A 20401-nucleotide genomic window follows, 5' to 3' on the forward strand; every position below is an offset into this window, starting at 1 on the left:
TTTACATATCTGCCTTTTGATGAGACAGACTATTGTGTAGAAAAGGAGAATGAAATATATGAGCAGATTAAAGAAAATGTTCGGGGACATGGATGTTACAAGAGATTTAATGCTCCTCCTCACGATTGGCGGATTATACGCACTTGCCATTGCACTTTCTAATACGTTTGTAAACGTGTATTTATGGAAACAGTCTGGGAAATTCACAGATCTTGCGATTTACAATCTGGCTATTGTTGTGCTTCAGCCCATTACATTTTTATTCGCAGGCCGGCTTGCTAAAAAAATAGACCGGGCGTTTGTCCTTCGTTTCGGCGTGATCTTCTTAGCCGCTTTTTACTTAATTGTCTTAATAGCAGGAGAGCACGCGGCCGCGCGGCTTGTTTTATTAGGGAGTGTCCTTGGGATCGGCTATGGTTTTTACTGGCTTGCTTTTAACGTACTTACCTTTGAGATCACCGAGCCTGAAACAAGAGATTTCTTTAATGGGTTTCTCGGAGTCCTCACTTCTACAGCTGGCATGATCGGTCCACTGATCGCGGGTATTGTCATTTCTCAATTAACAGATGATACGGGCTATACAGTGATTTTTACTTTATCGCTAATTTTGTTTTCATTAGCGGTTGTGATGAGCTTTTTCCTCAAGAGAAGGCAGTCCAAAGGAAAATTTATCATCAAGCAAATATGGAAAGAACGCCATGCCGACGAGAATTGGCGTAAGATTACAACAGCTCACTTTTTTCAAGGGCTTCGTGAAGGGGTCTTTGTCTTCTTAATCAGTGTCTTTGTGTTTATCGCAACAAACAGTGAGCTTGCTCTCGGGACATTTGGTTTGGTGAACTCAGGTGTTGCCTTTTTCGCTTATTTCTTCGCTACGCGTTTGATTAAGAAAAAATGGCGTAAGAAAGCCATTATGCTTGGCGGGCTGATTTTATACGGCGCCTTGTTCTTAATCGTCTTTCACTTGTCCTATGTATCACTTCTCATGTATGCGGTAGCCATCGCGATAGGATATCCGCTTCTGCTTGTTCCATATGTTTCCTTAACATACGATGTCATCGGTCATGCAAGGTATGCAAGGAAAGCCCGAATTGAATATATTGTGGTCAGGGAGCTGTTTTTAAATGCTGGCCGTATTTGTTCCATTGTGTTGTTTCTTCTGTCTGTCACTTTACTTGGTGATGAGCTCGGGATACCTGCATCTCTTGTTGTGCTTGGAGCGGGACATACTCTCATTTATTTCTTTGTAAAAGATATTCATTTGAAAGAAAAAACTGCTGATATGAAAGAGGCAGACGGTCAAAAGCCAGTTTCTCAGACGAACCTTATTAAGGGAGAAAGGTAAAATTTCTTACCAATGGAACATCAAATTTCTAGATAAATAATAGAAAAACCGCTAAAATGATGATGGCACCTTTTATACACAAAAAGGGGTGCCATTTCTTTCTTGATAGAAAAGGTGATGTGATGAGAAACAAGAAAAACAAAAAAGACGTGAAGGAAGGGCGCAAAACACTTCCACTTCGGCTGAATTTACTATTTTTAGCTGCGTTTATTATTTTTACCGGTGTTGTTGTAAGACTCGGATTTGTACAAATTGTCAATGGAGAAGATTATAAAAAGCAGGCAGAAAAACAAGAGGATGTGAATGTCAGCTCATCTGCTCCGCGCGGAAAAATTTACGATCGAAACTATAATACGATTGTCAGCAATAAAGCGCTAAATGCCATTACATATACGAGAACCTCGACGACTTCACAAGAAGAGCGGCTCAAAGTGGCTACAAAATTAGCGGATATGATTCATGTGAGTACGAAAAAAATCACCGATCGTGACAAAAAAGATTTCTGGATTTTAACGCACCCGAATGAAGCGAAAAAGCTTGTTCAAAAGGAATCGGAATTAAAGGGTGACGATAAGGTCGCTGATGATAAATTATATGAACTTCAGCTGAAACGCATCACGGACAAGGAATTAAATCAACTGACGAAAAAAGACTTACAAGTGCTTGCGATTAAAAGACAAATGGATGCAGGCTATGCACTTACGCCTCAATTCATTAAAAATGATGATGTGAAGCCAAGCGAAATTGCTTACGTCTCTGAGCATTTGGACGAGCTGCCAGGTGTGGATGTCACAACAGACTGGTCACGCAGCTATCCGTATAAAGGACTGCTTCGCAGTATGCTCGGCAGCGTGTCCTCAAGTGATGAAGGACTTCCGCAGTCACTTCTTGAACATTATTTATCGCTCGGCTACAGCCGAAATGACCGTGTAGGAAAAAGCTATCTAGAATATCAATATGAAGATGTCCTGCAAGGCCAAAAGGAAAAAGAGCAGAGTACAACTGATAAAGAGGGCAATGTGACAAGCTCTAAAGTGCTAACAGAAGGAAAGAGCGGGAAAGACCTAGTGCTCACCATTGATATTCAGCTGCAAAAAGCAGTAGAAAAAATCGTTGAAAAGAACTTAAGAAGTGCGAAACAAAGAGGCGGGACAGAGCTTCTTGATCGTGCGTTTGTTGTCATGATGGACCCTAGAAATGGAGAAGTTCTCTCCGTTGCGGGGAAACAGATTTCAAACAAAAACGGAAAATACAAATTTGATGACTACGCATTAGGAACGATGACTTCATCCTATGCGATGGGCTCAGCTGTAAAAGGGGCCACTGTACTGACGGGATATAAAACAGGCGTGATTCATATTGGAAGTACCCAGTACGATGAACCGCTGTATATCGCGCAGTCACCGCCTAAGAAATCCTATCAAAATATGGGACTCATTAATGATTTAACGGCACTCGAACGTTCATCTAACGTGTATATGTTTAAAACAGCGATTGCCGTTGGAAAAGGGGAGTATCGTAAGAACCAGCCGCTCCCAATCGATCCGAAAGCTTTTGATACATTCCGTTATAATTTCAGTAAATTTGGTCTTGGTGTCAAAACAGGGATTGACCTGCCAAACGAAGCGACAGGCTACCGGGGAACGTCTACACAATCTGGTCTCCTGCTTGACTATGCAATTGGACAGTATGATACGTTTACACCGCTGCAAATGGCGCAATACGTTTCAACGATTGCCAATGGTGGATATCGTTTACGTCCGCAGCTTGTTAAAGAAGTGAGAGAGCCAGATCCGCAGCGCGGCATTGGTGCTGTAACAGAATCCGTCAAACCAGACGTATTGAATAAACTAGACATGACAGGTGATGAGATCAAGCGTGTTCAGCAAGGCTTCAAGCTTGTCATGCAGAACCCAAGAGGGACGGCCTACTCGAACTTTGGCAACAAAAAATATAACCCAGCTGGCAAAACAGGAACCGCTCAATCATTCTATGACGGCCCAATTAAAAGCAAACGCGGCACACCAACATATAACACAACACTTGTTGCGTATGCGCCTGCTGATAATCCAGAAGTGGCCATTTCCGTCGTTGTACCATGGGTGTATCAAGACTACAATCAGCGCTATCCAATTACAAATGATATCGGTGAACAAGTATTAGACAAATACTTTGAGCTAAAATCAAAACAGGAAAGCAATGATACACAAGCGAAGAACAAAAATAAAATTGAAAATGAAGCAGAAACAAATGACTAGACCTTTTCTAGGTAAAAACGCTCACTTTTTGTGGGCGTTTTTTTACGTTTTCTTCAAAATTTTCGAGATAAATTGACAAAATACATAAAAAACATCGCAAGATCTCTACAAAACTTCGACATTTACAAAACCTTAACATTCCATTTAAACGAAATTAATAAAGAACCTTTAATGTATTACTCGTAGGACAAATTATTCAGGGGGTATTCTTGAAATGAAAAAGAACAAATTATGGCTGCTTACTTTCCTTACTATCGCATTGTTAGCATTCGTCACAGCATGCGGAAACAGCAGCTCAAGCGGAGATTCAAAAGACAGTAAAGGAAATGCTTCAAACAAAGATGAGGCATCAGGTTCCATTACCATCTCAGGATCATCTGCGATGCAGCCTTTAGTTCTTGCGGCAGCAGAAAAATTCATGGATAAACATCCAAAAGCCGATATTCAAGTACAAGCCGGCGGTTCAGGAACAGGACTTTCTCAAGTGTCAGAAGGATCTGTACAAATTGGTAACTCAGATGTATTCGCAGAAGAGAAAGACGGAATCGACGCAAAAGCTTTAACAGACCACAAAGTAGCAGTTGTTGGAATGGCCGCAGCTGTAAACCCTGAAGTGGGTGTCAAGGACATCACAAAGAACGAATTGAAAAAAATCTTCACTGGTAAAATCAAAAACTGGAAAGAGCTTGGCGGCAAAGACCAAAAAATCACTCTTGTGAACAGACCTGACTCTTCAGGAACTCGTGCAACATTTGTGAAATATGCACTTGATGGTGCAACACCTGCAGAAGGAATCACAGAAGATTCTTCAAACACAGTGAAAAAACTGATTGCAGAAACGCCAGGTGCGATTGGATACCTAGCATTCTCTTATTTAACAGATGACAAAATTACACCGCTTAGCATTGATGGTGTGAAACCGGAAGAAAGCAATGTAGAAAGCGGTAAATATACAATTTGGGCTTACGAGCATTCTTATACAAAAGGTGAGCCAGATGGTCTAGCAAAACAATTCTTAGATTACCTCATGAGTGATGAAGTACAAAAAGAAATCGTCAAAGACCAAGGCTACATCTCAGTTGCTAATATGAAAGTAGAAAGAGACGCAACAGGCAAACAAACAGATAAGTAAGAGGTCTTGAATTGCTGATGAAGGAAAAGTGGAGCTTTTCACTTTTCCTTTTATGACATTCATAGGAGTGTAGAAAAAGATGAAGCAGATAGAACATACAGAAGCGAGCGATCGACTGATCAGCTCGAAGAAAAATAGGCAAATGGATGAAGTAAGAGGAAGTATTTTGGTGAGATTCTGCGCATTCTTAATGATTGCTGTATCAATCGCCATTACCATCTTCCTTGGCATTAAGGGTTTACAATCTTTCATTGTAAATGGTGTAAGCCCAATTGAGTTCTTAACCAGTATCAATTGGAACCCAACAGCAGAAAACCCGCAGTACGGCGCATTTCCTTTTATTTTCGGATCAATCGCCGTCACGCTCCTATCGGCACTCATTGCAGCGCCGCTAGGCATCGCAGGCGCAATCTTTATGACAGAAATTGCACCTGCTTGGGGACGTAAAATCCTCCAGCCAGTCATTGAATTGCTTGTAGGGATTCCATCCGTTGTTTACGGATTCATAGGTCTTACAGTATTGGTGCCGTTTATCGGACATTTTAAGTCAAGCGGCTCAGGGCATAGCGTGCTAGCAGGAACGATTGTCCTGTCTATTATGATCCTGCCAACCGTTACATCCATTGCGACTGATGCAATGGGTTCACTACCAAAAAGTTTACGTGAGGGATCGTACGCATTAGGCGCAACAAGATGGCAAACGATTAGACGTGTGCTTGTCCCAGCAGCTCTGCCAACATTAATGACAGCGGTCGTTCTTGGCATGGCTAGAGCATTTGGAGAAGCCCTTGCTGTACAGATGGTCATTGGAAACACGCGTAATTTACCAGAGAGCATTATGGATACAGCTGGTACATTAACAACCATTATTACGTTAAACATGGGTCACACAACGTATGGAAGTGTTGAGAACAATACACTTTGGTCAATGGGACTTGTCCTTCTAGTTGTATCATTTATGTTCATACTCATTATCAGATACTTGTCGTCTAGGAGGAAGATTTAATGAATAGCAAAATGACCGATCGTTTTGCCACATTTATATTTGGATTATGTGCTGCCATTATTACGGCGATTCTCGTTGGTTTGTTTTCTTATATCATTTTCAACGGTGCAAAAGAATTAAATTTCGACTTTTTGACAACCCGCTCAAGTGCGATTGGCTCTGGCGGCGGCATCAGGGATCAGCTGTTTAACTCGTTTTATATTTTGTTTATTACGATGCTGATTACAGTACCGCTTGGCGTCGGCGGCGGAGTGTATATGGCAGAGTACGCTCCTCAAAACAAAGTCACAGACTTTATTCGTACATGTATCGAAGTGTTGTCTTCACTTCCGTCTATCGTCATTGGTATGTTTGGTTTACTCATGTTTGTGAATTTAACAGGCTGGGGCTATACGATTATTGGAGGAGCTCTTGCGCTCACTGTGTTTAACCTGCCGGTGATGGTCAGGGTGACAGAAGATGCGCTGCGCTCTGTACCGAAGGATCAAAAGGAAGCATCACTAGCGCTTGGTGTAACGAAGTGGCATACAGTCAAAACGGTCCTTATTCCAGGTGCGCTTCCGTCTATTATCACTGGTGCGATTTTAGCATCAGGAAGAGTCTTTGGTGAGGCGGCTGCTCTTCTTTTTACAGCAGGTCTCTCCACACCGCGCCTTGATTTCACAAACTGGAGTCCTTTTTCTGATACGTCACCGCTGAATGTGTTTAGACCGGCAGAAACATTAGCCGTTCATATATGGAACGTCAATACACAAGGAATCATTCCAGATGCAGAAGCCATCGCAAATGGTGCATCAGCTGTACTTGTGCTTTCAGTTTTATTGTTCAACCTAGCTGCTAGATGGCTTGGTTCATTTATTCATAAAAAGCTTACGTCAAAATAATGTGAGAGAGGTGTGAAGGGGATATGGTTCAAATGCTAGCAGAAAAAAAAGAGATTGCAGCGAAAAAGGCTCCACTTCAAGCGGAACAGATTTTACAGGTGCAGGATTTAAGCATTTATTATGGTGAAAAAAGAGCGGTCAATCACATTTCATTCGAGATTGAGAAGAATGCAATTACTGCATTAATCGGTCCATCCGGCTGCGGGAAGTCAACCTTTTTACGCAGCATTAACCGCATGAACGACTTAATTCCAGGTGCGAGAAGTGAAGGGGCGATCATGTACGAAGGATTAAATATTTTGGATGACCGTATTAATGTGGTGAATTTAAGAAGAGAAATCGGCATGGTCTTCCAAAAACCAAATCCATTTCCTAAATCGATCTACAATAACATCACCCATGCGTTAAAGTATGCCGGGGAAAAAAGAAAATCTGTGCTTGATGATGCGGTTGAGGAAAGCTTAACAAAGGCGGCGTTATGGGATGAGGTCAAAGATCGTCTGCACCGATCTGCTTTGTCATTGTCAGGCGGTCAGCAGCAGCGACTTTGTATTGCACGTACACTTGCGATGAAACCTAGTGTCTTATTATTAGATGAACCGGCTTCTGCCCTAGACCCTATCTCAAATGCGAAAATTGAAGAGCTATTAGGCGAATTAAAAAATGATTATTCAATCGTCATTGTGACACACAACATGCAGCAAGCGCTCCGTGTATCAGACCGTACGGCCTTTTTCTTAAACGGAGATCTAGTAGAATATGATGCCACAGAACGTATCTTTACACGTCCTGCACAGCAAAAAACAGAAGACTATATCAATGGTCGATTTGGATAAGGCGGGTGGATTTGATGAATGCAGTAGCAACTAAAGCAGCAAAAAAAGAAGTGTTTCGTGTGAATGATATGAATCTTTGGTATGGACAGCATCATGCATTGAAGCATATTGACTTAGCGATCAGAGAGCATGAAGTCACAGCGATTATCGGCCCGTCCGGCTGCGGAAAGTCAACGTTTATTAAAACGTTAAATCTTATGGTCAAAACAGTGCCAGGTGTGAAAATCACCGGGGATATGATGTATAAAGATGACAACATTTTAAAAGGTCGTGTCGATTTAGTGGAGCTGCGTAAAAATGTCGGGATGGTGTTTCAAAAAGGAAATCCTTTCCCTCAGTCAATTTTTGATAATGTCGTATACGGACCAAGAATTCATGGAGTTAAGAGCAAGCAGCAATTGAAAGAAATCGCGGAAAAATCGCTTCGAGATGTTGCCCTATGGGATGAAGTGAAAGATCGATTAAGTGCTCCCGCTCTAGGCCTTTCTGGCGGTCAGCAGCAGCGTCTTTGTATCGCAAGAGCCATTGCTACAAGCCCAGACATCTTATTAATGGATGAACCAACATCAGCGCTTGATCCTGTCTCAACATTAAAGATTGAAGAATTGATTATGAAATTGAAAGAGAAATATACGATTGCCATTGTGACGCATAACATGCAGCAAGCGGCTCGGGTATCAGACCGAACGGCCTTCTTCTTAATGGGGGAGCTTGTTGAGGTCAATGATACGAATGTGATGTTTTCTGAGCCAAACGATCAAAGAACGAATGATTATATATCTGGTCGATTTGGATAACAAAACCCCCCTGGAGGTCAGTGCCGCCAGGGGGGTTTGTTGTTATTTTGTTAAGGCTTTGACAATCTGTTTGAATGTCATTCCTGTTTTTAAATTGAACTTGCCTGCACGAATTTCTTTATGGTAGCCGGCGTCAATTACGTAATCATTAAAATCTTTAGACGAGTTGATGATGCCGTCCTTTTCAAGCATGTCTGAAACATCACTTGTACTCATACCGTTTTTAATCACAAATTTGATCGATTTGCCTTTAGGCTTGTCCTCTTTTTGTTGATCACTTTTAGAATCTCCGTCTTCATTTGCCTTCAGCGCTTTTTCCTTATAGTCAAGAAGCTGCTGGTACGTTTCACGGCTGACAGTGACTTCTTTTTTGGAGTCTAAATAGTTTTTCACGTCAGTGTCTGTTACTTTCTGTGCGAGGGTTTCTTTTGTTGTTGTATCAGCTGCTGCCTCGTCTTTCCCAGTGAGGAAAAAGACAATCGCAAGAACCCCAGTTGCAAGAATCATACCTGCTGCAAACGTTTGGATGCTTTTTTTCGTCATACAAGCACCCTCTCGTTGTCTTTAATGATCATGTTGACATCTTCTACAGATACATGCTCAGCGCGCGCAATGGCCTCAGGAGACATGCCATTTTGGTGCTTTGAAATGATCTGTCTTGCGATGGATGGATCAATTTCTGAATGCTTGCGGACGACGATGTTTGTTTCAAGTAATTCTTCTTCAAGCACTTTCATTTTCTTTTTCAGTTTATAGATTTCTTGCATTGCAGATAGTTGAAGTGTTTCAAGTTCCTGCTCGACTTCTTTAATCGGTTCTCTTTGAAAATATGAGAATGCGATCAGTACAATACTGACAACAAGCAATCCGATAATTGCAATTTCCATGTTTCATCACCTTTTATTCATATTTTAATGCTGAAAGCCATAAAAGGCTTCCAAGATTGTTTCAGACAGTTTTCGACCCTTCTTTTTTATACCATAAAAAAGCTAGTTTCAAAAGGAATTGCTGAAGAAAATCACCTTTTTTTCATCTTTTTTCTTTTTATATGTAAAACGGGTATGAAAACCTTGCCTCGCTGTCAAAATAAATGAAAGCGGCGGGGAGAAGAGGGTCTCTCATGTATACAGTACGACAAAGGATCAGGTTTTATAGGGGAGCAGACGATTTTTCATGACATAAGCATGCGATATGTAAGTGGATGCACTCAAATTGAAATTGGTGAAAAAACATTCTAGCATTCCTAAGCTAGAAGTGGTATTATAGTTAGGTCTGAATGTGAATTGATTTTAGTTTGGAGGGAAAAATATGCGCGTAAATATTACTCTAGCTTGCACTGAATGCGGTGAGCGTAACTATATTACTAAAAAGAATAAGCGAAACAATCCAGATCGCGTTGAATTCAAAAAGTATTGCTCACGTGATAAAAAACAAACTGTACATCGTGAAACAAAGTAAGCAGCAGGGAATTTTCCTGCTGTTTTTTTATGATGGGAGATGATCTGTATGAAAAAGGAGCTTCGCCTTCAAACATTAGCCAAGCTTGATCAGATAAGCCCTGAAGAATTTGAGCGCAGCACGGCTTTACTTCATGAGCACTTATTGCAGCTGCCAGCATGGAAACAGGCGAAAAAGATCGCTTTGACGATGTCTAGAGGAAAAGAGATACCGACAATGCCTCTAATTGAAAAAGCGTGGGAAGAAGGAAAAACAGTATGTATCCCTACCTGTTTTCCGAAAACAAAAGAGATGATGTTTTATGAATATACACCCGAAACAAAGATGACATCCAGCTACTTTGGGCTATTGGAACCAGACCCTCAAGTATCAACAGCTGTACATAAAGAAACCATTGATTTAATCATTGTGCCTGGGGTATGCTTCGATCAAAAAGGCTACCGGATTGGATTTGGGGGCGGCTATTATGACCGCTACTTAGCTGACTATCACGGGGGAACCATTGCACTTTGTCTGTCTTTACAGCAAATCAGGCATGTGCCGACTGAAGCGCACGACATACCGGTGTCTATGATTGTCAGTGAAAAAGGCACGTCATATCAAAAGTAAAAGTCCGCTGATTGTCCAAAGAACGGGCTTTTTGTTGTTTCATAAGGTCATGGCATTTTAGCTGATAGGAGGTCCGTTTTGAAAAAATTTCGTGGAAAGAAAAGATACTTCCGCAATATGTGGGAGGAAGTGAATACTTGTGACCTCAAACTTGATCAGGATTCATGGTTTTATTTTTGGCATACGCACCTTGATTTTTTTGGGGTCGGGGAAAATAGCTTAAAAATAAGAAGAGAGCATATCAAAGCCCATATCGCTTTATATCATAGGCTGTTAAAACAGCTTGAAGGCTTTGAAAAGCCATACCAAACATGGATTTGTATTCACGAACATGACCCTGGTTTAGACGCTGTATATGTTCATACACCAAATCCATACGACAGTTACTTCCCTCACAAGATGGAAGAGGTAGAGCCGAATTGTAAGCTGCCTCATACGTTCAAGGATTTAATCGATCTTCATCAATTTGACGTTTCTTATGATCAATCCGAGTGTGAAGAGGTCTATTATATTCAATCAAAAGAACAAGGGATTAGAGTGTGAAAGCATATCGCATGGTAAGCGATAAAAATGATGGTTCATGCATAAACACATCCTATTTAAGCCACGATACGAACATAGGAGGGAATATGATGAATAAAATGATTTGGAGCATTGTGTTCACATTGTTTGCATTCGTTCTCGTGCAAAATCGTTACCGGCTGATGAATTTGATCTTAGGTCAAAATCAAGTGCGTCACTTTTTTATTAAGTGGCTGATGAAAATCCCATATTTTCGGACGAAATTTATTCGCCAAGCATTCTAATCCCGCAGACGCCGGGATTTTTTTGTTCAGAAATGCGGATCAGAACGATTCTTGTTATAATAATGTAAAAAATGGAGCGCGAATGAATGAATGTCATAGATAGTTTATTTTGGCGAGTTGTTGATGAATTAAGACAAAAAGGGTACGAGATGATTCAAAGTCCGTTTCCAGAAGATGAAATATTTTTTGAAGCACCACGAAACTCAGGGTATGATCTCATCCGTCTATATAGAAAAGATGTGAATTTTAAACAGGAGATCGTTCGAGATATCGAAGAACAGACGTATCGGATGGATCAGCTGAGAGAGGCCATGCGTAAACGTTCTCTGCATCTCTTACAGCTCCAATTTACAGCTGACGACCCTGTAGATGATTGGGAGGACCTAAACGGTCAACCGCAAAAAAAGCAAAAGGTGACGGTTACACCTGTATTACTCAATGCAGACACTCTTCAACACGACGTAAATGAGCTGCAAAAATGGCTCAATACATCGCTGACAGTGGATGTAGAAGAGGCAAAAAGAGACACAGCTGAAGATGTCATCCAGCTTAAAGTGAGCGTACTTCAAGCATTTGATGATCAGGAAAAGCAGCGTGAACGAGAACGGGCCGTTTTTCAAAATGGCAGACCGATTTTCACCTACCTGTTCATCGCTGTTCAAGTGGTGATGTTTCTTTTACTTGAACTATTTGGCGGAAGTACCAATACGGCAACTTTGACAGCGTTTGGTGCTAAAAATAATGGGCTGATCTTAGATGGAGAATGGTGGCGTCTGATTACACCAATGTTTTTGCATATTGGCTTGACACACTTACTCTTTAATACATTTGCTCTTTGGTCTGTCGGAGCGGCTGTTGAGAAAATTTATGGCTCATGGAGATTTTTGCTCATCTATTTCATTTCCGGCATTTTTGGTTCCATAGCGAGCTTTGTCTTTAATACGGCCATCGCAGCCGGTGCATCAGGCGCGATCTTTGGATGCTTAGGTGCACTATTATATTTGGCAATTTCTAACCGCAAGCTCTTCTTCCGGACGATGGGGACAAATATTATTGTGATCATCCTCATCAATTTAGGGATCGGCTTTACCGTATCAGGTATTGATAACGCAGGGCACCTTGGCGGTCTGGTTGGCGGTTTTTTAGCGGCTTTAGCTGTCCGGCTTCCTAAACAGGTGAAGCCTGTCAAAATGTTTCTTGCTAGTATTGTTCTACTGTTGATTGGTGGTTTTGGATTGTATACAGGGTTTCATTCAGACGATCAAAAGGAAGCGGCAGCAGTAAGTGAGGCAGCAAGTTTATTTGATGACAAGAACTATAACGAAGCAAGTAAACGTCTAGAGGAATATGTACATCAAAAGGATGCATCAGCTGAGGCTCTACATATATATGCACTATCGGAAGCCCAGCTCGGACACCTTGACAAAGCGATTGGATTTTTACAAAAGTCGCTTAAAAAAAATCCAGATGATCCAAATAAACTGTATCATTTATCGTTGTTGTACGTAGAAAAAGGAGAGACAGCGAAAGCAGAGGCTCTAATAGAAAAAGGGTTAGACCAAGATCCAAAAAATGATCAATTTTTAAAGCTGAAACAATATATTAAAAACTCGCAAACACATTGAATGACTTGACTGAAAGCGCATTTATGAATACGCTTATCCTATCTGTTGATGAGAAGAAATGGTGAAAACAATGAAAACGTTATATGATGTACAGCAGCTGCTCATGAGATTTGGAAATTATGTGTATTTCGGAGATCGTGAAGTGGAATTAGATTTTATGGCAGATGAACTGAAGGAAATGTATACATCGGGCATTATTGACCGGACAGAATGGTCAAACGCAATGACGATTCTTCAAATGGAACTAGCCAAATTAAATCGAAAAACAATGTGAAGGTGGAGGGCATATGATCGGGGATTGGTTTGTAGGAGTAGATCTTGGCGGTACGACAATTAAGCTTGCGTTCATTAATCTATATGGTGAAATTCAGCATAAGTGGGAGATTCCTACGGATAAATCAGGGCAGACGATCACAGTCGATATTGCCAAATCAATTGACCACAAACTAGTCGAAATCAATATGCCCAAATCAGCGCTGATTGGGATTGGAATGGGTGCACCTGGGCCTGTAGATAAAGTATCTGGGATTGTCTATAAAACAACGAATCTCGGCTGGACAAACTATCCACTCAAAGATCACCTAGAGGCAGAGACCGGACTTCCATCTGTCATCGAAAATGATGCGAATATTGCTGCACTCGGTGAAATGTGGAAGGGTGCAGGCGATGGTGCAAAAAACATCCTGATGGTCACACTTGGCACAGGTGTTGGCGGCGGCATTATTGTAAATGGTGAAGTTGTTCAAGGTGAGACAGGGGCTGGCGGAGAAATTGGCCATATTTGTGCCGTTCCATTCCAAGGAGCACCGTGTAACTGCGGAAGAGCGGGCTGTATTGAAACCATTGCATCTGCGACTGGCATCGTCCGGCTTGCAAAGGATAAATTAGTAACAGAGCAGCATACATCTTCACTTGGCACGCTCACTTCGCTGACTGCAAAGGATGTGTTTAAGGCCGCTGAAAGTGGAGATGATCTTGCCATGCGTGTCGTAGAAGAAGTGACGACTCATCTTGGGATTGTGTTAGCGAATCTTGCCAGTGCGTTAAACCCAACAAAAATTGTGATTGGCGGCGGTGTTTCAAAAGCAGGTGAGCTCCTTCGCAGTAAAGTAGAGCGCGTTGTTAAGCATCACGCATTTCCGCCTTGCGCTGATGATGTCGAAGTCGTGATTGCCTCTCTCGGAAACGATGCAGGAGTCATCGGCGGTGCATGGATGGCAAAAAACAAATGGTTGTCTTAAACAAAAAAGTCATCATGATGTCATTTTTATTAAAAAAAGCGATAGATGGGCATGAAATGAAATGTTTAGCATATTCATAAGTTTGTCATGAGGAAAAAGACATTGATTTTCCAGCACATACAGGATAAGATATAGTTTAGTTATTTTTGAAGAAGCACCAATAATTAGGGTGTATCCCTAGCTTGAGTGCTCGCTTAGCATAAGGAGGTTACAATGCGAAAGAAAAGATTAAAGGCGATTTCATTTTTACTGATTGCGACATTGCTCATGTGGGTCAAAACCTATGTTATCTATAAATCTAGCTTCAATATTAAAATAGAAAATTTCATGCAGGAGTTCATCCTGTTTATTAATCCGCTTAGCTTTATCTTGTTTATCTTCGGAATCGGTTTATTTATGAAAGAAAAAAATCGCAATCGATATATCATCGTGACGAGCTTTATTCTGACATTTATTTTGTTAGCTAACATTGTGTTTTACCGATTCTATAGTGACTTTTTAACCATCCCCGTCCTATTTCAAACAAACAATATGGGTGACCTCGGGTCAAGTATTACCTCTTTAATTGAACCAGTCGATTTTCTAATGTTCGTTGATATTATCATTTTAATGTGGCTCTATAAAAAGCAGCCTTCCTTTAGAACGGATGTCACCATTTCACGAAAAGAACGAGCAGCCTATTATTTATTTGTGGCAGCGACTTTCTTCTTTAACCTTGGTTTGGCTGAAACAGAGAGACCAGAACTGCTCACTCGCTCATTTGACCGTGAGATGCTGGTAAAAAATATCAGCTTATATAATTTCCATATTTATGATGGAGTGCTGCAATCGAAGCAGTCTGCTCAACGAGCCCTTGCTGACAGCAATAGCTTAACAGAAATTGAAAACTATATAAGTGCAAATCAAACCGACCGTAATGAAAAGACGTTTGGTCAAGCAAAAGGACGAAATGTCATTCTTGTCTCACTTGAATCTACACAAAGTTTCGTGATCAATGAAAAACTAAACGGGAAAGAAATCACCCCGTTTTTAAACAAATTAATCAAGAAAAGCTACAACTTTACTAATTTCTATCATCAAACAGGTCAAGGGAAAACATCTGACTCAGAGTTTATTGTTGATAACTCTCTCTATCCACTTGGAAGAGGGGCTGTGTTCTTCACAAATCCAAGCAATGAGTTTACAGCCACACCTGAGCTGTTAAAGGATGAGGGGTACCATTCTTCTGTCATTCATGCGAATAACAAAAGTTTCTGGAACCGTGACCTGATCTACGATAGCTTTGGCTACGATAAGTTTTTTGATATTAAATCATTTGATGTAAATGAAGAAAATTCAGTTGGCTGGGGGCTGAAAGATGGTCCATTCTTCGAACAGTCAGCGGAATTGATGAAATCGATCCCGCAGCCTTTCTATACGAGATTGATTACATTAACGAATCACTTTCCGTTTGATCTAGATGAAGAAGATAAGCTCATTGATGAATATGATTCTAAGAGCAAAACGCTAAACAAATATTTCCCTACAGTGCGTTATCAAGATGAAGCACTTAAGCTTTTCTTTAAGAAGATGAAGGAAGCTGGGTTATACGATAACTCCATCTTTGTTTTGTATGGGGATCATTACGGAATTTCGGAAAACCATAACGAAGCCATGGGGCAATTTTTAAATAAAGAAATTACGCCATTTGAAGAAGTACAGCTTCAAAAAGTCCCGTTTGTTGTACACATTCCAGGGATCACAGACCAACATCCAAAAGAAATTGATACGGTAGGTGGTCAGGTCGATCTCCGCCCAACTGTACTCAATCTATTAGGAATTGATACAAGTAAACAAATTCAATTTGGCCATGATCTTTTATCGAAAGATACGAATAATTTTACCGTGCTTCGTGATGGCAGTTTTATTACGAAGGACAGTGTTTTCACAGATGGTGTTTGCTACAATAAAAAAACGGGTGAGCCAAGAGATGATGAGACTGTGTGTCAGTCTTATGAAGAGAAAGCAAAGCAAGAGCTCCAATTCTCTGATCAAATCATCTATGGGGATCTCCTTAGATTTTATGACCGGAATAGCCCGGACCATTCTCCATCCAAAAAAGAAGATGAAACTCAGCTAAAAAAGGCGTCCTAACATACGAGAAAACCTCTGTTATTTTTACATGCAGAGGTTTTCTTTTTTGGTCTGCCGGCTCATATAGTATGAGAGGAGGGATGTAAATGAAGACAACGTCGTTTGGGAAAATTGAATGGCACCTAGATGGAGAGGAAAAGGATCATGTAGCAAAGCAGTTAGAGATAGGGAATGCAGCTTTCCATTTATCCAATCAAATCAGCAATGAGTACCTCCTTTTACCGGGATACCGACTTCCGGAAGGCATCCATTCATTTTCTTCCATAGGTGAGCTGCAGAAATTTATTGCGCCTTACAGGCTGCAGCAATCCGATGATTGGATCAATGGAACCTTTGAATATGATAGTGCTCAATTAGAAGAAGAGCTGAGCTACTTGAAAGCCGCATTTCCTTTTCTTCAAATGAGCATCATAGGTCATTCAGTGCTTGATACACCTATTTATGAAATCCGAACAGAGCCTGTTCAGCATTTACATTCTATTCATTTGAATGCCTCTTTTCATGCAAATGAATGGATCACGACGTCTGTTTTAATAAAATGGCTGAAATCGCTGTGTTTGGCTGCATCTGACCCGGTGCAAGCAAGGCATCATGAAGCCGTTCATATTCTGCGAACCACAGCTCTCTCTATCGTACCATTGGTGAATCCAGATGGTGTGGACCTCGTACGAAATGGACCAGAGTCACTTGGTCTGAGCAGTGAAGAATTCACACCGCTACATGATGGATATGCTGACTATCAGGAGTGGAAAGCAAATATACGAGGGGTGGATTTGAACAATCAATTTCCTGCTTATTGGGAGATCGAATACTACCGTCATGAGACTAAGGCTCCGTCCAATCGAGGTTTTCCTGGGTATCAGCCGCTAACAGAACCAGAAGCGAAAGCGATGGCAAATCTAGCGTTACGAAAACGCTTTGACAGGCTTGTTGCTCTCCATACACAAGGAGAAGAGATATACTGGGGGTTTCTTGGTCATGAACCAGCCATCTCAAAAGAAACGGTCAAACGATTCGAACAAGTAAGCGGCTATAAACCGATTCAATATCTTGACAGCTATGCAGGCTATCGTGATTGGTTTATTTATCAATGTCACAATGAGGGCTATACAGTCGAGCTTGGCCTAGGAAAAAATCCTCTTTCCATGAATCAATTTGACACGATCTATGAGAAAACAAAGCGGTTGTTATGGGAAGCATGTAAGTGTTAAAAAGCACCTGTCAGGTGCTTTTTACATTTGAACATGAAGCAATTTCTTATTGTCAATAAAAATAATGTTAGGGCAATTGACGAAGGCTGAATTGTGAGCTATTGTGAAAGGTATGGATGTAAAAAAAAGGATATGTTTTAGGGAGATGTCGATCATTGAGTGCTCAAAGCCTGTGGAAAAGGAATTTCACTTACTTATTTATGTCTAAAATGTGCAAAATAACAGCTGATAGTTTATCTTTCAACACCATCTTGTGGCTTTTAGTACTAGGCGGAAAAGGGGCAGTTGGAACAGCCTTTTTTATTGCGGTCAGCTTTGTTCCGCAAGCCATTGTTGGGCCACTAATTACCCCAATGATGAAGCCGCATCAATTGAAATTTTGGATGTGTTTTGCTGATTTAACAAGAGGAGCGATAATTCTTGTGATTGTGGTCAGTTACTTTTATGGTTTCACGCCATTAGCACTTGTTATTGGGTGTATGCTGCTTCATTCGGCAACTGGTGGCTCCTACGAACCGGCGTCTGTATCAATTATTCCAAAGCTTGTCCATGAGGACCTCATACAAAAAGCGAATGCAACTATTCAATCAGCAAGTCATGTAGTCAGGCTTGTGACGGTCACGGTTTGTGGTGTCATGATTGCGTTTGTAGGGGTAGGATATACAATGCTTGTGATTATTCCTCTTTATCTCTTGTCCGCTTTACTTGTATTAATCATTACATATGAAACAGAAATCATCATTGATAAAGCCAAAAAAGGGGTATCATACGGCAAAAGATTGATTCGGGGATTTTCACTTGTGAGAAGGCATCATATTTTGTTCCCATTGGCGATTTTTTGTGTCTGCTCAAATTTTGCTGCCGCACCATGGGAAGCATTGTCTGTTATTTATTTAACAGAGGATTTACATAGTGGACCCGTGATCTATTCATTTATTAAAGTCACAACGGCACTAGGTGCATTCTTGATGGGGTTTGTTTTGACAAAGGTAAAAGTGAACCGGTATGGGCTGCTGTTTATAGGTGCCGGGATTGTTGATGGAATCTCGTTTTTCATCACAGGTATGAACGCATTTTTACCACTTGTGTTTATATCAGCTTTTGCATTAGGTGCCGCCATCAGTGCAGTCAACGTGCCTGAACATACAATGATTCAATTGTCAGTAAAAGCAGAGGATCAGCCGCAAGTGTATGCAATTATCAATATGATTTCCTTCTTCATGATCCCGTTAGGCGCTCTCATTGGCGGCTATATGGCGACATTATTTGGTTCCGGATATGTCATTGCGGCTGGAGGCATCATTGAAGCTGTATCAGGGATATGCCTGCTGCTATTCACAAAAATTGGGAAGGTAGAGAGGGCGGATTTGACGATAGAACGGGACAAACCTTCTTTAAATGCAACGTGAGCATGGCATGATGGATTGCGAATAGGTTACAATGAGGACGAGAAAACATGAGGATTTGAGTGGAAAGGGGCAATAAACATGGCCATAGCAGATGTCACTATCATTCCAATAGGTACGGAAACACCAAGTGTCAGTGCTTATGTAGCAGATGTACAAAGAATTTTAGAAGGCTTTCAAAAAGAAGGGAAAATTAATTATCAACTAACACCAATGAATACATTAATTGAAGGTGAATTATCCGTTTTATTTGAAGTCATTCAGCACATTCATGAAGCACCTTTTGAAAAGGGACTGCACCGCGTAGCGACCAATATCCGCATTGATGACAGGCGGGATCAAACCACAACGCTTACAAGTAAAATAGAAAGCGTGAATAAGCACTTGAATCAATAAAAAAAGCCTGCTAAATGCAGGCTTTCAGCGTGTAGACAAACCCTCGCATTCGGTGTCAGTCCTGCGTGCCGGTGCTCACGAATATCAAATTCGCTCCGCTCCGGTACTCGTCCTTCCTAGGGCTGCAAAGGTTTTCTATCACGCTGAAAAAAAGACAAAGGGCTAAAATAAAGATCATTTTAGCCCTTTGTCAACAATCCGAAAGCCTGCTAAATGCAGGCTTTTTAATGTGCAGTTGGATAACCGCTATAGATGATGGTCATGACAGTAAACCAGCCAAAAACCAAAAATGTCGCGCCAGCAAAAGCGATGGCAAGTACGTTCACTTTTTTAAGTGAGCGATAGATCCCGAGTGCAGCTAAAATCGTGACTAGACCAAAAATAATGACGAGCATCATGTGAAAGTCCCCCTTTGTCATCAATCCCCTTGATTTCCTTTCTTTTCATTTTAACCGTTTTCATAAAGCTTGTCGAGTAGATTCCAGTTGACGATTGTTTGAATTTTTATTGTGTAGCCTTCATAATAAAAAAGAATGAATAAAGTAGGTGATGAAAATGAATTGGAGAAGAATGCCACTAGGCTATGTACAAGCGAATGCGTATATTTGGAAAAATGAGCACGGAGAATGTTTAATCTTTGATCCAGGCGGTGAAGCACAAAAGCTAATTTCCTATGTAAAAGAAAAACAGCTCACACCGCTTGCGGTCTTACTGACACATGCTCATTTTGATCATATCGGTGCCGCAGATGAAGTGCGCGCAGAGTGGGGAGTGCCACTCTATGTACACGAGAATGAAAAAGAATGGCTCACGAACGCTGAATTAAACGGTTCAGCTCGATTGATTGGAAATGGAATTACGGTCAAAGAAGCTGAAAAATTAATTACGTCAGAAGGAACTCTTCAAATTGGATCGTTTACATTAGAGATGTTCCACACTCCTGGGCATTCACCAGGCAGTGTGTCTTACTATTCGGCGGAAGAAGGATTTGTGATTTCTGGTGACACGCTATTTGAAGGCGGCATCGGGAGAACAGATTTAGTAGGGGGCAGTCAAGAAGTGCTGCTTCAATCAATTCATAACAAATTATTGTCTTTACCAGAATCAACTCTTGTTTTAAGTGGACATGGCGGAGAAACCACTGTACTTACGGAGCAGGAACAAAATCCATTTATCAATGGCTTTTCTCTTTAAACGTATGAAAAAAAGCATCTCTTTTTATAGAGATGCTCAGCGTGTAGACAAACCCTCGCATTCT

General features: G+C 41.0%; 22 protein-coding genes. 19 read left to right on the forward strand and 3 right to left on the reverse strand.

The features are described 5' to 3' along the window. Positions 1 to 58 precede the first annotated feature (58 nt). The 7 genes from MHH40_RS17860 (at position 59) to pstB (MHH40_RS17890) (ending at position 8258) form a co-directional block, all read left to right on the forward strand. Positions 59 to 1345, forward strand: coding sequence for an MFS transporter (locus MHH40_RS17860; protein ID WP_003217361.1), 1287 nt, complete (start codon positions 59 to 61; stop codon positions 1343 to 1345). A gap of 122 nt (positions 1346 to 1467) precedes the next feature. Beyond that, positions 1468 to 3603 (forward strand): peptidoglycan D,D-transpeptidase FtsI family protein, encoded by a 2136-nt coding sequence (locus tag MHH40_RS17865; protein ID WP_050943970.1) that lies wholly within the window; start codon positions 1468 to 1470, stop codon positions 3601 to 3603. Between the two features lie 214 nt (positions 3604 to 3817). After that, positions 3818 to 4735, forward strand: a complete 918-nt coding sequence (locus tag MHH40_RS17870; protein WP_253622425.1) for a phosphate ABC transporter substrate-binding protein — start codon at positions 3818 to 3820, stop codon at positions 4733 to 4735. 79 nt (positions 4736 to 4814) lie between these two features. Further along, positions 4815 to 5741, forward strand: a complete 927-nt coding sequence (gene pstC / locus MHH40_RS17875) for a phosphate ABC transporter permease subunit PstC (protein ID WP_003217329.1) — start codon at positions 4815 to 4817, stop codon at positions 5739 to 5741. Further along, positions 5741 to 6625, forward strand: coding sequence for a phosphate ABC transporter permease PstA (pstA, locus tag MHH40_RS17880; protein WP_003217489.1), 885 nt, complete (start codon positions 5741 to 5743; stop codon positions 6623 to 6625). Before pstC ends, pstA begins: the two co-directional genes overlap by 1 nt. Before the next feature lie 23 nt (positions 6626 to 6648). After that, positions 6649 to 7461 (forward strand): phosphate ABC transporter ATP-binding protein PstB, encoded by an 813-nt coding sequence (pstB, locus tag MHH40_RS17885; protein WP_034661308.1) that lies wholly within the window; start codon positions 6649 to 6651, stop codon positions 7459 to 7461. A gap of 14 nt (positions 7462 to 7475) precedes the next feature. Next, on the forward strand, positions 7476 to 8258 hold the full coding sequence (pstB, locus tag MHH40_RS17890) for a phosphate ABC transporter ATP-binding protein PstB (RefSeq protein WP_340901395.1): 783 nt from the start codon (positions 7476 to 7478) through the stop codon (positions 8256 to 8258). A 42-nt stretch (positions 8259 to 8300) separates the two neighbouring features. On the opposite strand, the gene MHH40_RS17895 is transcribed toward pstB (MHH40_RS17890), so the two are convergent. Then, a complete protein-coding gene (locus MHH40_RS17895; protein WP_003217472.1) occupies positions 8301 to 8801 on the reverse strand; it encodes an endolytic transglycosylase MltG in 501 nt (166 codons plus the stop codon). Continuing rightward, positions 8798 to 9145, reverse strand: a complete 348-nt coding sequence (locus tag MHH40_RS17900) for a hypothetical protein (protein ID WP_003217285.1) — start codon at positions 9143 to 9145, stop codon at positions 8798 to 8800. Before MHH40_RS17900 ends, MHH40_RS17895 begins: the two co-directional genes overlap by 4 nt. Before the next feature lie 421 nt (positions 9146 to 9566). On the opposite strand from MHH40_RS17900, the gene rpmG reads away from it, so the two are divergent. The 11 genes from rpmG (at position 9567) to MHH40_RS17955 (ending at position 19143) form a co-directional block, all read left to right on the forward strand. Continuing rightward, on the forward strand, positions 9567 to 9716 hold the full coding sequence (gene rpmG, locus MHH40_RS17905; RefSeq protein ID WP_012010579.1) for a 50S ribosomal protein L33: 150 nt from the start codon (positions 9567 to 9569) through the stop codon (positions 9714 to 9716). 48 nt (positions 9717 to 9764) lie between these two features. After that, positions 9765 to 10325 (forward strand): 5-formyltetrahydrofolate cyclo-ligase, encoded by a 561-nt coding sequence (locus MHH40_RS17910; RefSeq protein ID WP_340901396.1) that lies wholly within the window; start codon positions 9765 to 9767, stop codon positions 10323 to 10325. 78 nt (positions 10326 to 10403) lie between these two features. Next, a complete protein-coding gene (locus tag MHH40_RS17915) occupies positions 10404 to 10868 on the forward strand; it encodes a hypothetical protein (protein WP_137054971.1) in 465 nt (154 codons plus the stop codon). 89 nt (positions 10869 to 10957) lie between these two features. Then, positions 10958 to 11131: a hypothetical protein gene (locus MHH40_RS17920; protein ID WP_017367602.1), complete on the forward strand. Its 174-nt coding sequence runs from the start codon at positions 10958 to 10960 to the stop codon at positions 11129 to 11131. A gap of 86 nt (positions 11132 to 11217) precedes the next feature. Then, positions 11218 to 12756, forward strand: coding sequence for a rhomboid family intramembrane serine protease (locus MHH40_RS17925; RefSeq protein ID WP_268458402.1), 1539 nt, complete (start codon positions 11218 to 11220; stop codon positions 12754 to 12756). 70 nt (positions 12757 to 12826) lie between these two features. Further along, the gene (locus MHH40_RS17930; protein ID WP_050943971.1) at positions 12827 to 13030 is read left to right on the forward strand and encodes a YqgQ family protein; all 204 of its coding nucleotides are present in this window, start codon (positions 12827 to 12829) and stop codon (positions 13028 to 13030) included. Positions 13031 to 13043: 13 nt separating this feature from the next. Beyond that, entirely contained in the window at positions 13044 to 13997 is a 954-nt protein-coding gene (locus MHH40_RS17935) for an ROK family glucokinase (protein WP_137054973.1), read from the forward strand. 213 nt (positions 13998 to 14210) lie between these two features. After that, positions 14211 to 16130 (forward strand): LTA synthase family protein, encoded by a 1920-nt coding sequence (locus tag MHH40_RS17940; RefSeq protein WP_212045907.1) that lies wholly within the window; start codon positions 14211 to 14213, stop codon positions 16128 to 16130. 86 nt (positions 16131 to 16216) lie between these two features. Beyond that, positions 16217 to 17341 (forward strand): M14 family metallopeptidase, encoded by a 1125-nt coding sequence (locus MHH40_RS17945; protein WP_340901400.1) that lies wholly within the window; start codon positions 16217 to 16219, stop codon positions 17339 to 17341. 155 nt (positions 17342 to 17496) lie between these two features. After that, positions 17497 to 18750 (forward strand): MFS transporter, encoded by a 1254-nt coding sequence (locus tag MHH40_RS17950; protein WP_340901403.1) that lies wholly within the window; start codon positions 17497 to 17499, stop codon positions 18748 to 18750. Between the two features lie 78 nt (positions 18751 to 18828). Next, entirely contained in the window at positions 18829 to 19143 is a 315-nt protein-coding gene (locus tag MHH40_RS17955) for an MTH1187 family thiamine-binding protein (protein ID WP_003217504.1), read from the forward strand. Between the two features lie 224 nt (positions 19144 to 19367). On the opposite strand, the gene MHH40_RS17960 is transcribed toward MHH40_RS17955, so the two are convergent. After that, on the reverse strand, positions 19368 to 19541 hold the full coding sequence (locus MHH40_RS17960; RefSeq protein ID WP_003217333.1) for a DUF2759 domain-containing protein: 174 nt from the start codon (positions 19539 to 19541) through the stop codon (positions 19368 to 19370). 157 nt (positions 19542 to 19698) lie between these two features. On the opposite strand from MHH40_RS17960, the gene MHH40_RS17965 reads away from it, so the two are divergent. Continuing rightward, positions 19699 to 20337: an MBL fold metallo-hydrolase gene (locus MHH40_RS17965; protein ID WP_003217463.1), complete on the forward strand. Its 639-nt coding sequence runs from the start codon at positions 19699 to 19701 to the stop codon at positions 20335 to 20337. Positions 20338 to 20401: the final 64 nt, after the last annotated feature.

Origin of the sequence: Bacillus sp. FSL K6-2431 (genome assembly GCF_038005165.1) — a bacterium.
GTDB classification, from domain to species: Bacteria; Bacillota; Bacilli; order Bacillales; family Bacillaceae; genus Bacillus; species Bacillus pumilus.